Source organism: Corynebacterium callunae DSM 20147 (assembly GCF_000344785.1).
GTDB classification, from domain to species: Bacteria; Actinomycetota; Actinomycetes; order Mycobacteriales; family Mycobacteriaceae; genus Corynebacterium; species Corynebacterium callunae.
In genome coordinates this window covers 1,167,214-1,182,376 of record NC_020506.1, presented here as the reverse complement: position 1 = coordinate 1,182,376, position 15,163 = coordinate 1,167,214, and the positions used below count along the sequence as shown (strand labels likewise).

13 protein-coding genes and 1 tRNA gene are annotated in these 15,163 nt (G+C 50.6%); 6 read left to right on the top strand and 8 right to left on the bottom strand.

The window, feature by feature from the left end:
* Positions 1 to 144 precede the first annotated feature (144 nt).
* Positions 145 to 1,860: a long-chain fatty-acid--CoA ligase gene (locus tag H924_RS05595; protein ID WP_029703135.1), complete on the top strand. Its 1,716-nt coding sequence runs from the start codon at positions 145 to 147 to the stop codon at positions 1,858 to 1,860.
* A gap of 77 nt (positions 1,861 to 1,937) precedes the next feature.
* Positions 1,938 to 2,498: a TetR/AcrR family transcriptional regulator gene (locus H924_RS13645; RefSeq protein ID WP_015650989.1), complete on the top strand. Its 561-nt coding sequence runs from the start codon at positions 1,938 to 1,940 to the stop codon at positions 2,496 to 2,498.
* Between the two features lie 41 nt (positions 2,499 to 2,539).
* Here H924_RS13645 and thrB read toward each other — a convergent pair whose 3' ends face one another.
* Positions 2,540 to 3,469, bottom strand: a complete 930-nt coding sequence (thrB, locus tag H924_RS05585; protein ID WP_015650988.1) for a homoserine kinase — start codon at positions 3,467 to 3,469, stop codon at positions 2,540 to 2,542.
* Positions 3,470 to 3,478: 9 nt separating this feature from the next.
* On the bottom strand, positions 3,479 to 4,816 hold the full coding sequence (locus H924_RS05580; RefSeq protein ID WP_015650987.1) for a homoserine dehydrogenase: 1,338 nt from the start codon (positions 4,814 to 4,816) through the stop codon (positions 3,479 to 3,481).
* A 457-nt stretch (positions 4,817 to 5,273) separates the two neighbouring features.
* On the opposite strand from H924_RS05580, the gene H924_RS05575 reads away from it, so the two are divergent.
* Entirely contained in the window at positions 5,274 to 5,981 is a 708-nt protein-coding gene (locus H924_RS05575; RefSeq protein ID WP_015650986.1) for a hypothetical protein, read from the top strand.
* Positions 5,982 to 6,029: 48 nt separating this feature from the next.
* Here the strand turns inward: H924_RS05575 and H924_RS05570 are convergent, their stop codons facing one another.
* Together H924_RS05570 and H924_RS05565 are read right to left on the bottom strand one after the other, a co-directional pair.
* On the bottom strand, positions 6,030 to 8,267 hold the full coding sequence (locus H924_RS05570) for a hypothetical protein (RefSeq protein WP_015650985.1): 2,238 nt from the start codon (positions 8,265 to 8,267) through the stop codon (positions 6,030 to 6,032).
* Positions 8,260 to 8,916, bottom strand: a complete 657-nt coding sequence (locus H924_RS05565) for a response regulator transcription factor (protein ID WP_015650984.1) — start codon at positions 8,914 to 8,916, stop codon at positions 8,260 to 8,262. Before H924_RS05565 ends, H924_RS05570 begins: the two co-directional genes overlap by 8 nt.
* Before the next feature lie 356 nt (positions 8,917 to 9,272).
* Between H924_RS05565 and H924_RS05560 the strand changes: the two genes are divergently transcribed.
* Positions 9,273 to 9,860 (top strand): hypothetical protein, encoded by a 588-nt coding sequence (locus H924_RS05560; RefSeq protein WP_015650983.1) that lies wholly within the window; start codon positions 9,273 to 9,275, stop codon positions 9,858 to 9,860.
* Positions 9,861 to 9,948: 88 nt separating this feature from the next.
* Here H924_RS05560 and lysA read toward each other — a convergent pair whose 3' ends face one another.
* A complete protein-coding gene (lysA, locus tag H924_RS05555) occupies positions 9,949 to 11,316 on the bottom strand; it encodes a diaminopimelate decarboxylase (RefSeq protein ID WP_015650982.1) in 1,368 nt (455 codons plus the stop codon).
* Complete coding sequence (argS, locus tag H924_RS05550; protein ID WP_015650981.1) at positions 11,317 to 12,969, bottom strand: arginine--tRNA ligase; 1,653 nt, start codon at positions 12,967 to 12,969, stop codon at positions 11,317 to 11,319.
* A gap of 246 nt (positions 12,970 to 13,215) precedes the next feature.
* On the opposite strand from argS, the gene H924_RS05545 reads away from it, so the two are divergent.
* Both H924_RS05545 and H924_RS05540 read left to right on the top strand, forming a co-directional pair.
* Positions 13,216 to 13,288 (top strand) — tRNA-Arg (locus tag H924_RS05545).
* Positions 13,289 to 13,715: 427 nt separating this feature from the next.
* On the top strand, positions 13,716 to 14,132 hold the full coding sequence (locus H924_RS05540) for a hypothetical protein (protein ID WP_015650980.1): 417 nt from the start codon (positions 13,716 to 13,718) through the stop codon (positions 14,130 to 14,132).
* Between the two features lie 50 nt (positions 14,133 to 14,182).
* On the opposite strand, the gene H924_RS05535 is transcribed toward H924_RS05540, so the two are convergent.
* The gene (locus H924_RS05535) at positions 14,183 to 14,395 is read right to left on the bottom strand and encodes a PspC domain-containing protein (RefSeq protein ID WP_015650979.1); all 213 of its coding nucleotides are present in this window, start codon (positions 14,393 to 14,395) and stop codon (positions 14,183 to 14,185) included.
* A gap of 144 nt (positions 14,396 to 14,539) precedes the next feature.
* On the bottom strand, positions 14,540 to 15,025 hold the full coding sequence (locus H924_RS05530; protein ID WP_015650978.1) for a MarR family winged helix-turn-helix transcriptional regulator: 486 nt from the start codon (positions 15,023 to 15,025) through the stop codon (positions 14,540 to 14,542).
* Positions 15,026 to 15,163 lie beyond the last annotated feature (138 nt).

Below are 15,163 nucleotides of genomic sequence, written 5' to 3'. Positions count from 1 at the left end.
TCTTTCCCAAGTGTCTCAATCGCCCTTGTATATACCGGACCTTATGTATGTGGAGCCCTAAAATGTGGGCAGTTTCTCAGCTATTTGACCATCTTGCCCAGTCTCTGGCCAAAAGTTTGTTCCCACCCCGCTATTGTTGAATACATGCTCAGCACGATGCAGGATGTTCCCCTTTCCCTCAGCAGAATCCTCACCTACGGTTCCACCGTGCATGGCGATACGCTCATCACTACCTGGGACGGTGGCGAGCAGGTGCAACAGACTTTTAGCGGTGTTGGTGCCCGTGCTGCAGCACTGGCACATGCCCTTCATGATTCTTTGGGTATTACCGGAGATCAGCGTGTGGCTACCTTGTTGTACAACTGCGCCGAACATATGGAAGCTATGTTCGCGGTAGCCTGCATGGGTGCTGTGTTTAATCCGCTGAATAAGCAATTGATGAATGATCAGATTTCTTTTATCCTCAACCACTCCGAGGCCGAGGTCATCATTGCTGATCCTCGTTTAGCGGAGCAATTAGCAGAGATTGTGGCTGACTGCCCCAAAGTTCGAGCCGTGGTTTTTATTGGAGATAATGATTTTTCAGCCGCAGCTGCGTTGCTGCCAGCAGGCCTAGACGCCTATTCCTATGAAGCACTACTTGATGGTCGCTCCACTTCCTATAACTGGCCAGTACAAGATGAGCGCACTGCAGCTGCAATCTGCTATTCCACCGGTACTTCTGGTCCGCCAAAGGGCGTGGTGTATTCCCACCGTTCTTTGTATTTGCAGTCCATGAGCATTCGCACCACTGATTCCCTAGCTGTGGAACACGGTGAGACTTTCTTGTGCTGTGTGCCTATTTATCACGTGCTCAGCTGGGGTGTGCCAATCGCTGCGTTTATGTCGGGCACTCCCCTCGTCCTGCCAGGAGCTGATCTTTCGGCCCCTACCCTGGCCAAGATTATTTCCACTACCTTGCCTCGTGTAGCTCACGGTGTGCCAACGTTGTGGATTCAGTTGATGGTGCATTATCTCAAACACCCGCCAGAGCGTATGTCTTTGCGTGAGCTTTATGTGGGCGGTTCTGCGGTTCCGCCCATCGTGATCACTATGTGGGAGCAGCGTTATGGTGTGGACGTGGTGCACGTTTGGGGTATGACGGAGACTTCCACCGTCGGTACTGTATCTCGTCCGCCTTCAGGTGTATCTGGTGAAACCAGGTGGACTTATCGTGTTTCTCAGGGCCGCTTCCCGGCTTCGGTGGAATATCGAGTGGTTAATGATGGTCAGGTTATGGCCTCCACAGACCGCAATGAGGGTGAAATTCAGGTGCGTGGTCCGTGGGTGACCGCCAGCTATTTCCATTCCCCCATGGAAGATGATGGCGGACTTGCACATACCTTCCGCGATTCTGAGGTAGATGATGCCCACGAGCTCTTTACCGCTGATGGTTGGTTGCGAACCGGCGATGTCGGCTCGGTTACCAGCGATGGCTTCTTGACCATTCAAGACCGCGCTCGCGATGTTATCCGTTCGGGTGGTGAGTGGATTTATTCGAGCCAATTGGAAAACCTCATTATGGCAACCGATGAGGTAGTTGAATGTGCAGTAATTGGCTTCCCAGATGATAAGTGGGTGGAGCGTCCGCTGGCTGTTACGCTGCTCTATCCCGGCATCGAGCCCACCCGTGAGACTGCGGAGAAGCTGCGTTCCCAGCTTAAAGACCGTTTGCCCAATTGGATGTTGCCGGAATACTGGACCTTTGTGGATGAGATCGATAAGACCTCAGTGGGCAAATATGACAAAAAGGATCTGCGTTTGCACCTGCGCGACGGAGACTTCGAGGTTATTAAATTGAAGGGTCCAGGCGAGAAATAAAAAGAAAAAGCTTTTCGACGCCGCCTTGCAGGCGGAAAAAGCAATTCTCTTAAGTCTTTTTCAGTAGAATATCTTCTATGCCTGATTCACATCCAATAGGAAGCGGCCCCAGTCGCCACGATAAAATTATCGAAGGTTGCCTACAGGTTATTTGTGAATTTGGTGTCGCCGATACAACACATCGCAAAATTGCAGAAGCTGCCGGGGTTCCTTTGGGGTCAATCACTTATCATTTTAAGGATCTAGACACCCTGATTCACGCCGCCTTTGAACAATTTGTGGTGGACAATGTCAACTGGTGCGCCCGGCAATTCCAAGGGGTAGATTCCTTTGAAAGCGCCCAAGCTGCATTGCTTCGGGTCTTTTCCCCCAATGACAAGACAATTGTCTTAGGCGTAGAAATCTATTGCCGAGCCCTGCACTCTGAAGCTGTGGCAGGGGTATTTTCAGACTGGTTAGCGTCCTATAACGAGATCTATTCGCGCTTTTTTGATGATTCCACCACGCGCATTACAGATGCCTTGTGGCTTGGCATGGTGCTAAACCGAAATTCTGAAGCTGAGGCTCATCCTGATACCCTCGTGGCTCTTGCGCTGGAGCGCATTGTTTTGCCAGAGAGTTATATCGGCCCTAAATAAACCAAAAAACCGAGTGCCTTTAAGCACTCGGTTTTTTAAGTTTAAGCTCGGTTTACTTCGACCTTTACGCCTTCGGCTACTTCTAGCTCCAAAACGCGAATTCCAGATTCACGAGCATCTTCCAGCACCTTATCTGGCACAGCTTCAGTGGAGAGCACCATTGCGGTGGGGCCAGCGCCAGAAAGATAAGCGGCGTGTCCGCGGTTGCGCAAACGGTTGACCCATTCTGCGGTCACCGGCAAAACATCTGCTCGATAAGGCTGGTGCAGGCGATCCCTAGTGCCTTCCCACAGCAGGTCAGGACGATCCTGGAGGGCCACGATCATAACGGCCACGCGGGAAACGTTGAAGCGGGCGTCGATATGCGTAACCTCGGTGGGCAGTACTCGTCGCACAGCTTCGGTGGAGGCGTGGAAGTCTGGCACCAAGGCCGTGGCCTTGATGTCTTTATGTACCTTAATTGGCACGGCAGCGTATTTAGGCTGGCTCTTGCCATCTACGGACAAGGTGGTCCAAGAAACCACTGCCCCGCCGAGCACGGAGGCCGCGGCATTATCGGGGTGTCCCTCAAAGGCAGAAGCAAGCTGCACAATTTGATCTTGGCTAAGGGGGAAATCTGCCAAACCATTTGCTGCGGAAACTCCTGCTACTGCCGCGGCAGCTGAGGATCCCAAACCACGGGACTGTGGAATGTTGTTGTGGCAGATTACGCGCAGGCCGGGAACTTCAACGTCGGCAGCCCTAAGGCCTGCTCGGATTGCTTTGACAACCAGGTGTGAACCATCAAGTGGCACCTCGCCTTGGCCTTCGCCAAAAACTTCTACTTCCAACCCGGAGGGGATAATTTCCACTTCCACGGTGTCATAGACAGAAAGTGCAAGTCCGAGGGTGTCAAAGCCTGGGCCGAGGTTCGCAGATGAACCCGGCACGGTGACGGTGACCTTGCGGCCGACGTTTAGTTCAATAGCCATGGAGTAAAACTAGTCCCTTTCGAGGCGGATCACACTGTTGATTGCCTTAACAATCGGCTTAGCCTTGAGCAAATCAACGGTGTGGCTGAGATCAGATTCCAACGCGGCGTGGGTGACCACGATGAGGCGGGCACCATTTTCGTGCTCTTCCTGTCGGATTGTACGCAGTGAAATTCCCTGCTCTGCAAAGAGGTTAGCCAATTCAGCCAAAACACCTACGCGGTCTTCCACTTCCATGTCGAGGTGGTAGCGGGTTGGGGTATCGCCAAAATCTGCAATAGGCAGATTTGCATAGGTTGACTCGCCGGGCGCACGACCACCATGCACCTTATTACGGGCCGCACCGACGACGTCGCCAAGCACAGCAGAGGCGGTAGGCGCACCACCGGCACCATTGCCGTAGAACATCAGCTGTCCGGCGGCCTCTGCTTCTACGAAGATGGCGTTAAAGGATTTATTAACGGAGGCCAAAGGGTGAGAGGTGGGAAGCAGGGTGGGGTGCACGCGCGCAGAAATGGCCTGACGTCCTTCCTTATCGGTAATTTTCTCACAGATGGCAAGCAATTTAATGGTGTGGCCGGCTTGCTTGGCGGCTTCAATATCTGCAGCGCTGATCTTGGTGATGCCTTCACAATGCACATCATCAGCGGTAACTCGAGTGTGGAAAGCAAGGGAAGCAAGGATGGCTGCCTTGGAAGCAGCGTCATGGCCTTCAACGTCTGCGGTTGGGTCAGCCTCGGCATAACCCAAACGGGTTGCCTCTGCAAGGGACTCCTCATAGCCGGCGCCGGTAGAGTACATTGCGTCCAAAATGAAGTTGGTGGTGCCATTAACAATGCCCATGACAGACTGGATCTGATCGCCTGCAAGGGAACGACGCAGTGGTCCAACTACTGGGATAGCAGCAGCAACGGCAGCTTCAAAGTAGAGGTCAACGTTGGATTCTTCAGCGGCATCTGCAAGCTCAGCAGAGTGTGCTGCTACCAAAGCCTTGTTGGCGGTAACCACGGACTTGCCAGCACGCAACGCGGCGAGCACAACCTGGCGTGGGTAATCGATTCCGCCGATAACCTCAACAACAATGTCGACATCTTCGCGCTCAATTAGGGCAAAGGCATCTTCGGTAAGCAGCTCAGGTGCCACACCTTCGCGGGGCTTGGAGGTATCAGAAACGGCAACACCGCGAAGAACCAAAGGTCCGCCAATACGGTGTGCCAGCTCATCTGCGTATTCTGTCATCAAACGCATCACCTCAGAGCCAACGGTTCCGTATCCAAGAAGAGCAATACCGACTGGTGAGCCGGGGCCCTTGCCGGGGTTGAAGCTGGGGGCAGGTGCTGAGGTCATGATTCTCCAAAATAATCGTGGTCGAGCTTTATCGTCCTAGTTCAAATAGCCACCCTACGTGGGATCGCCGCTGAGAAAAAGGATACTAAGCCACTATAGACCAAGCTGTTCACTTTTGGGAGATATTTCCACTCTTTCAATTCATCTACTTACCCACTAGCTACCAACAAGTTTCCCACTAGCAGAAAATCTAAGCGCGGAAAGCTTGGAAGATATTTCAGCGCCACCAATTAGTAGCCAAAGATTGATCATTTATGCTGATAGGTAATACCAGAACCATTGGCCGTATAATTACACTCTCTGGTTTACTACCGCTTTAATCTTTTATATTGGATAACTTGGGACTAATATCATCGTTATTCCGAATTTATCTCTGAGTGAAACACTTAAATTTCCCACTGGCCAAGTCCACTTGGGAATATATAGATTCGACATTAGTTTTTAAGGACCTTCCACTTTGAGAATCCACGCCATTGCCAGCTCTTTTCTTGCCTGCACAATTCTCGGCTCTTCACTTTTGGCCACTCCGCTGGCGAGTGCTGCTGAGGTGGAAGTAAATAAAAACACCTGCGTTATCACGTTTTCTGAGGCTGAATTAGCGGGCCTAGACTTCTATTTCCATCAGGAAGATTCCACTTCTGAGCGACTCATTGCGGAATTTCCAGAGCAGGAAGCCAATATCACCACCGCAATCACAGCACTTGGTGGCTCCATGATTCGAAATAATGACTTTTCTTTGACTGGTATTAGCGAAAGTGATGCAGCAGCTTATGAACGTGTCATCAACGCTATGGAAGCCAAAGGAATTACTTTTAGGGAAGCAAGCTACGTCATTTTTGCAGCTGTGTGGGACGAATATTTCACCAATTGGTTAGCAACTGATGCCCAAGCTTTGGCCGGCAGTCGCAACATTCCTCAGCAAAAGGCTGAGAAGCAGGTTGCCGATCTCCAAAGTTTTTATGCCGGTGCGGAGATCACTGCAGCTTTAACTTCTGAAACTGCCCGGACGCTAGTGGAGCCCCGCGTCAGCTCTATCACCAAAATCCTGCAAACCATCGCCACGCCATATATCGCCTGTGTAAATAGAGAGGCCGGAAGCATCTTCATCTCCCCCGAGGTACCGTCAACCCGGGCAGCCAGTGGCTCCAGTTTTGGCAGCAGCTAAGCGCTTTTCGACGAAAAACCACAGCTAAACGTGGATCTGCAAGGAAACTTAATAGAACCTTTCTACTTCCACCTGCTCAGAACCAGCTTTAGTAATCCGCATCAATCCAAAAGTAGATCGCCCCGGCGGGAAAACTCGTACCGTAATCGCATCGCCTTGTTTTAGCTCATCCAAGGCTCTCAAAAGTTTTTCTTGGAGCGTATCAATACGTGCATCTTGTACCGGGGATCCACCATTGCCGGAAAGGTCATCTAAGAGGCTAACCTGCACTCCCCTCTTCCGAACTTGCCACACTGCTGCAGTTATCGCTGGCTGATCAAATAGCGGTGATCTAAGAGCATCTCTTAAACGCAGTTCCATTAATAGTGCGCCAGTTTTTTGATCAGCTTCATTAAGTCCAGGCACCAGCAAAAATCCCAGGCGCTCCTCCAACCAGGTGCGGGTGGTTTCTATAAATTCTTTTTCCACTGCCGATAGAGCCCGGCGCGCAGCACGAATTCTGCCAGTGGTGATCAACAAGGGTAATCCTGCTGATACCTTCCTAACCAGCATGGGCAATAAAGCTCCGGGCAGAATCGCCAAAATTAAAGGCAATGAAGCAGTCCAAATTAATTGGGTAGAGGCCCAGCCAAAGGAACTAAAAACCTGGCCGATTAAGACACACCCCAGCCAAGATCCCAAGCCCATTAGAGGTTGGAATCGTACTGACAACAGCACACACATCAAGGTAGCGCTCGGAATAAACCAATTCACCGGCCAGCGGCTTATATCCTCTGCCCCGGATGAAATGGCCAAGGCATAAAAACTCCAAATACCGAGTACAACCAGCATGGAGTTGCGCAGCGACAAGCGCGCGGTTTCATCTTCAATCAACACCACCAATGTTATCGCTGCAGCTGCAAGTCCGGCTATCCAAAACCAAGGATGCGCGTGATCAACCAGCAAAGAGATACCCAAGATCAAGAACCATACGATTAGTGCAGGTAGTGGCCGATAAAGTTCGGCATATCCCATCGTTTGATAGATCGAGGGAATTTCATCCAATTGATTATTTTCTGTATCCTGCAGCGCTTTCCATTGGACATCTACCTCGGTCCCATGGCCGGGTGCAGTTGTCACCGTTGCAAAGCCGCCGGCCAATTGATTTATGCGCCCCAAAATGCTTAAAGAAATCCCAGCGCGATGTGAGGGAATATCTGCCAAAACAAATCCGCTGCCATGATCCTTGATTTTCACAAAGAGAGCTTCAGTTTCCCAGTTAGCCTTAATTCTTAATTCGGCCGATACACCAGGTGCATGAAGCGCAATATTTTTTGCAGCCTGTCGAATCGCATCAACCAGCGCACTGGCAGCTTCAGCAGGGATGTCAAAACCTCGGGTTGGAAAATCAACCTCTACAGAAATAGCGGGATATTCTTCCCTTGCCGCATTTAGGATTTCAGAAACCACCCCATCAACTGCGCGCAAACGATGCAGCAAATGCACATCCTCCAAGGAATATGACTGCGCAATGGTCTCTGCATTAATCGCGATAGTTCCCCGCCGCATCGCATTTAATTGCGCCAACACTTTGTCATGAATAAAGGATAAGAACCGCGCTTCCAACTCCACCAGCGCAGTTTGAGTAGCCAAGACTTCCGCATTTCTAATCGTCTGCTGCGCGCCATGATCTATTTGCTGCGCAGTTTTAAGCATCCTCATCACCACATAACACAGCGGTAGCGTGATCACCACTGCATTTGTCATCTCAACAAGCAGCGAAAAATCCCAATTAAACCCGTAATTAAAGGCTGCAGATAACATCGATCCACCCAGCACACTAATGCTTATCGACGTCCACCGCGGGCGCGCGGCAACAAAGATGGCGGCAGGCAACGCCGCATAGTCCCCCAGCCGTAGCTCACTTAAATTACTGTGCCCATACATCACTGTTTGCACAGTATGCAGCAACACCAAAACTATAAAGATGCCGCCAGCAGCAGTCATCGTCGGCACAAGCGCTTTTTTAAAATTAAAAATGCCTACCACCAGCACGATAAAAACACTGCCTCCGAGGAGGATATTCGCCACACTGAACGAACTCAAGATGCCTGCTTCTATCAAGAGCAGCAGCCACGAAAGGCCTCCACCAAAGGCAACAATGCGTCGCAAAGAATTTGTAGCTTCTCCAGACGCTTCTAAATAATCATGCACCTGCGGAGCAATGAGCTCATACTGACGTCTGGGCACTGCATCAAAAAATTCAGCAGAGGCCTTATCATCTGGTGAAAACTGTTTTTTAGACATCAGAAGGGCCGGGAATATAACCGTCTTCTATCCCACGCAAATATAAATCGATTTTGGAGTTAGCTGGCCGTCCTACCATGCTATATTTCTGACGAATCCGGTTGATATAGTCCTGCACTGTATCTGCTGAGAGGCTTGTGAGCCGAGCTACCCGCTTGGCAGATTCCCCAGAAGCATAAAGCTCAAGTACCTCTAATTGGCGCGGCGAAAGATCGACCGCCCCCAATAGCGGATCAGAATCAATAGCACTGGCCCATTCCGCATTGGCATAGGTATCTCTGCTGTGCACCGTCAAAATTGCTTGAACAATCTCTTCATCACAGGCTGTCTTGGAAATAACTCCTTGCACCCCGGCCTGGAGAGCTCGGCGGATTAAGAAAGGACGATCAAGTGAAGAAAAAATCAGCACCTTAACGCCCAATTCTTGGAGACTTCTTGCATTGTCATATGGATCAGAGGCATCACCCAGCCGCAAATCGAGCAGTGCCACGGAGACTTCCCTACCATGTGCTGATTTAAGAAAATCATACGCCATGGAAACCTCAGAAAATGCTCCCACCAAATCGCAACGATTATCACCTGCAAAGAGCGCGCTCACGCCCAATAGTGATACTCGATGATCATCAATTGCTATGATTTTCACAGTCATTTCTACATATTAAGACACTTATAGCAATTTTTCTTCCCAGATTGGAAAATCTGGTACGCCTTTCTTAAAAATACGCCATTTCCCCCAGAGTACATGCATCAATCATGAATGAAATGCCATCTCCTGCCCCCAAAAATAGGGGCTTTTAGAAAATATGCTACACAGGTAAAGATATCTACATCAGGAAGTTCTTCCTGCGAACCTGTCACTTCTCACTTAGGGGATTAATATGAGAATCAAGCAAGAAAGCTTCCATCGCTCTAGTTGCCGCAGCTGCCTGCGGAATTGCCGGCTTCAGTGCACCAGCAGCAAACGCCTATGAACTCAAGGTTGAAGGTGAAGTTTGTACTTATACTATGACTGAGCAGGATTACAAAGATGTTCTTGCTTTTTATACAACTCAAGCCAATTCTTTGAACTACGCCCTTAAGGCAGCATTGCCGGAAGCCGCTGATGAGATTGACCAACTGATTGGACTAATTGGCACAGACTCCGCTACGGAAGAAAAATTCTACCAACTAAGGCAATCCATCTCTGACGAAGCTTTGAAGAACGGCATGACAGAAAGTGAAATCGATGGAACCCTTTATTTATTTTCGATGTTTAACGCATTTGCAAAGGTCGACCCGAGCACTTTGATTGATGAAGGTGGCCAAATCTTTGGTGAAGATCGGGTCATCACAAAAGCAGAGGCAAGAGAATTAATTGAATTAGAAGAATTTAACGATTCTCTTTTTCCCGATGAAGCACTTGAAAATGCTTCCGAAGCCTTCAAGAATTTTGTCAAAACATTCGAAGAGCAAAGCGACAATGTGCTTCTAGTTTCCGAAAGAACCGCGTTTCAAAATTGTATCGATGGAAAATCCGGAACTTTCCGTCTTTACAGCGGTGGCGCCCCTACCGATACCCCGCGCGCTGGTGGCAGCTCCTTCGGCAGCAGCTAAGCACTACAGATAAAAAGAAACGCTTTTCGGCAACTTCCCCGCCCTACGATGAGTGGCAGCGAGGGAGGCGTCGAAAAGCGTTTTCTTTTTAGACCTCGAGGGAAAGGATGTCGTCGAGGGTCTCGCGGCGCAGCATCAAACGGGTGTTACCGGCGCGCACGGAAACAACCGCAGGGCGGGTGAAGGCGTTGTAGCGAGAGGCCATCGCATAACAATAAGCACCGGTTGCAGCCAGGGCGAGGAAATCGCCACTGGTTATATCTGCAGGATAGAGCTCATCATTAATGAGGATATCGCCGGATTCGCAGTGGGAACCGACCACGCGGGTAGGCACAGAGTCGCCCTCGCTGAAGCGAGAGACAATGCGAGCGTCGTACTCGGAACCATACAGAGCTGGGCGAATATTATCCGACATGCCACCGTCAACGGCGATATAGCGGCGCGTGGAATCATCGTCAACGTGGACGTCCTTGATGGTGCCCACCTCATAAACGGTAACTGTGGAAGGTCCCACAATCGCACGGCCTGGCTCGACCAACACGGTTGGAGCTGCGATGCCGAGTTCGGCCGCAACCTTGGCAACCTCGCTCAACAAATCAGCAGCAACTGCTGCTACATCAAGTGGCTCCTCGTTGGCGGTATAGGCAATGCCGTATCCGCCACCGAGATCTAGCTCAGGCAGCGCCACATTGAGCTCACTGTGGATCTGTGCATACAGGCCAAGCACGCGCTGCGCAGCCAGCTTAAAGCCCTCTGCATCAAAGACCTGAGAGCCAACGTGGCAGTGCAAGCCAACCAGGTTCAAGTTCTCCGCCTTGGTGGCAGCCTGAGCCGCGGCAAAAGCAGAACCTGAAGCTAGAGAGAAACCGAACTTCTGATCCTCATGGCTAGTGGCAATAAATTCATGGGTATGTGCTTCAATGCCAGGCTTAACGCGGATGAGAACATCCTGCACTTTGCCTTCACCAGCAGCCACAAAATCAAGAAGCTCAAGCTCTTGAGCTGAATCCAGCACCACATGCCCTACACCGTTTTGCACCAAGGCACGTAGGAAATCTACGGACTTGTTGTTGCCGTGTGCAGTAATGCGTGATGCTGGGAAACCAGCTGCCAAAGCGACACCAAATTCATTGAGGGACGCAACATCGAGGGACAGGCCCTCTTCATCTACCCAACGAGCAATGGTCTTGGTAAGAAAAGCCTTGGACGCATAGTGCACATGGTCTGGGCCGCCGAAAGCTGCAGCCATATCGCGACACCGAGAACGGAAATCATCCTCATCCACCACAAATAAAGGCGTGCCATATTCCTCGGCCAAATCTGGCAGTGGAACACCTGCGACGGTTACTACCCCATCTTCTTGGCGTACCGCATTACGAGGCCATACGTGGGCTGGGAGCTCATTAAACCGCTCTACAGGAGTGGCTGAATCGATGTTCTCAGTGGCGTTGCTCATTTACATTTTCTCCGGGGCGGATACACCGACAAGGCGCAAAGCGTTGGCAAGAGTCTGGCGGGTAGCTGCTGCTAGTGCCAGGCGGGCAGCGTGAATTGGAGCTGCTTCCTCATCTGCCTTAGGCAGGATGTGGCAAGCGTCGTAGAAACGGTGGAAGGTTCCCGCCAACTCCTCTGCATAACGAGCAACGCGGTGTGGCTCGCGCAGATCAGCAGCTGCACGCACGATAGCTGGGAACTCTCCGAGGGTACGGATGAGGTCGCCTTCGCGGTCATGGCTAAGCAGGGAAAGATCGGCGCCCTCATAGGTGATGCCCAAGGTCTCTGCTTTACGCGCGATGGAGCACAAACGAGCATGTCCGTACTGCACATAGTAGACCGGGTTGTCAGAGGACTGGGACTCCCACAAGCCGAGATCGATATCCAAGGAAGAATCCACAGAGGAACGGATCAGGGCATAACGAGCGGCATCGATGCCGATTGCTTCTACCAGGTCATCGAGGGTAACCACGGTGCCGGCACGCTTGGACATACGAACAGCAACACCGTCGCGGAGCAAGTTCACCATCTGGCCAATGAGAACTTCCACGGCATCTGCCTGGTAACCCAGTGCTGCAGCTGCGGCCTTCAGGCGTGCGATATAACCGTGGTGGTCAGCGCCCAGCATATAAATGTTGAGGTTGTGGCCACGGGAGAACTTATCTGCAACATAGGCGATATCGCCAGCGATGTAGGCTGCATCGCCATCGGACTTGATGACAACGCGGTCCTTATCATCACCGAAGTCAGTGGAACGCAGCCACCAAGCGCCCTCATTTTCGTAGAGGTTGCCATTGTCTTTAAGGGTCTGAACGGCCTTTTCTACCGCACCAGATTCAAAGAGGGAGTTCTCATGGAAGTAGACATCAAAGTCAGTTCCGAACTCATGCAGCGAATCCTTAATGTGCTTAAACATCATTTCCACGCCTTCAGCGCGGAAAAGCTCCTGGGTCTCAGCAGGGTCGAGGTCTAGCACGTTGGGGTGCTTTTCGACGATCGCAGCTGCGATTTCGTGGATGTAGTCTCCGCCGTAACCGTCTTCAGGAGTTGGCTCGCCCTTTGCTGCTGCCATGAGAGAGATGGCGAAGCGGTCAATCTGGCGACCGTGATCATTGAAGTAGTACTCACGGGTTACCTTTGCGCCTGATGTTTCCAAAACGCGACCCAAAGAATCACCAACGGCAGCCCAGCGGGTGCCACCCAAGTGAATTGGTCCAGTGGGGTTCGCGGAAACAAACTCAAGGTTTACATCCAGGTGGGAAAGGTGATCGGAATGGCCGAAGTTCTCCCCCTGCTGCAAAATCTTGGCTACGATTTCACCCTGCGCAGCCGCTGCCAAACGGATATTAAGGAAGCCTGGACCTGCAATTTCAGCTGATTCAATGGCATCATTAGCTGCCAAAGCTTCAGCCAACCAGGTTGCCAAATCCCGTGGGTTCTGGCCGACCTTCTTAGCTACCTGCAAAGCAAGGTTGGTCGCGTAATCGCCATGCTCAGGGTTTCGCGGACGCTCCACAACGACCTGTTCTGGAAGAACAGAAGTATCGAGATCACGGGAGGACAAAACCTCAACCGCGGTCTCCTTGATCAGTGTTGCGAGATCAGCTGGTGTCATGGGGTAAAATTCTAGCCGAGCCACACGCTAAGCACAGAATACGGGGCCGAATTTGGGGTCAAAACGGCGTTCTGAGTGTTTTTGTGAAGTATGAGGAACAAAACGGCGACGGTTGCTGGCTGGGTGCTGGACGCTCAAGCTCCAGATTCCGCCAGCCCTAAGTTGTCTACCGCTAAGGTCGTGGTGTTAGAATCACATCGTTGTTTTCTTGCGATGTTCTTAGAACTTTGTGTTGAAAGTAGCGTTGCCTCCGTAGCTCAGTGGATAGAGCACCGGTTTCCGGTACCGAAGGTCGTAGGTTCGACTCCTATCGGGGGCACTTCTTAAATCCCATCACTTTGACTTATTTTCAAGTTGAGGTGCTGGGGTTTTCTTAGTTTCTAGGCCACGGCAAAATCTAGAAACCGCTGTAATTGTTGCCCGACCCCTTCCTACTACCCCCACTTCGGTAACGAAATAACAACAATTACCCCTTTAACCTTTTATTTATATTCTTGATCCCCTAGAAATTTACCTTCTCTTAGCTGGGAAAAGTGTGATCAAATAGTGGCTTTCATCACCATTTTCAAATATTTCTCGCGTTTTCTAGGAATTCAGTTAAAGTTCTATAAATAACGACCGTGCGGTAGAGCACAGCTCAATAACGGAGAGCACACTTAGAAAAGTGCCCGGGTTTCTATTTAAACCCTCATTAGCGAAGCTCCCCTGGTCACTTCACTGCTTTAAAAATGTTGGGAAAGGAAAACGTGAAATTGCGAGAAGTCTCAACGAAGCGATCCACTGAGCTTCGACTGCTAACCGCAATCGTCTATTTCAAAGCTCTAAATGGAGATTTGGGCTCTATACGTGATTTTGATCCGCAAACGCCTGTCATCCCCGCTACTGCACATACCCCACTTGCGGAATTGTGTGCAGACGCTCGGATTCACTTTAACAATGGTGCATCCCAGGTGATGATCCCCTTCATTTCCCCCGGCAGCTTCACCTTGTCTGTGGTTACTCTTAACCACCAGGACGTGAACGCGCTTGATCGAACGACTTTCCAGAGCAGCGCTGCCCTTTTGGAGATTCACACTCCAAAACGTAGCTGGTCTTTGAAAGAGCTTTATGGCGATGACAATGAAGGCCTCGAGCGTTTGTCTAGGTCTTTTAGCAAGTCCTAAATAAACGGCAATTCCCTCACAGTTCACATTTTGAACAGTGAGGGAACTTTTTATATCTTTGCCCGGGATGGAATCAGCAACCAGGCCAGGCCGTAGATCAGAATCTGTGAGCCAGGCAGCGGGAAAAGAATTGACGCGGCAAACGCCAGACGCACATAGTTGGAGTTCCAGCCATAGGTTTCTGCCAATCCGCCGGCCACACCGCCAATCCACTTGTCGGTAGTACTACGTGCAAGGCGTCGAGACTGAGTAGGGAAAGACATGTTAAGCAGCTCCTTTTAGGTGGGGGTGAAAACTTCACTACAACCTATTGTGCTCGCTTTTTCCCGCCCGGTCATCAGGGATGACCCGCCTAAAAACCCCTAAAAATGCTTGTCGACGCCACCCTCACCCCTAGGGGTAAGGTACTACTCGACTTTCGATTCAGCGTCTTTATCGATGCAGGCTTGGGAGCTGAGCACCTCAGTAAAATACTTGTCTAAAACCTCCATTTGACCCTTTTGCATTGGGTCGAAAATGAGGCTGCGTACCGTTTCCACATGAGCAGGAACGGCATCTTTAAGGCGTCGCTCCCCTTCTGGAGTGATTTCTACGATCACACCGCGTGCATCGCCGGCGCATTTAACTTTTGCAACAAGACCCTTTTTGTCCATTCGGGTAATTTGGTGCGAGGTGCGGCTGCGGTCCCAGTCAAGATCTTGACAGATATCACGCAATCGCATTTCGTGACCATTAGCTTCCGAGAGGCTTACCAACACTGCATATTCAGAACTGGTGAGCTCATGGTTTTCCAAGAGGGTCTCATCGAGCGTGCGCTCCATTTTGCGCACAAAGGCGAGGATTTTTCGCCAGAGCTGTTGCTCTTCTTCGTTGAGCCATCGTGGTGTTGTCATGTCAGCTACTTTAACCTTTAAAGCACTTTAAACAAAGTGATGTTCACTTTACTTGCCTTAAAGAGATTAGCTGTTCAGGAATTTCATTCATACTCCTACCAGCGCATTTAGTTTCCATTTCAAGTTTTTTAGCGATTA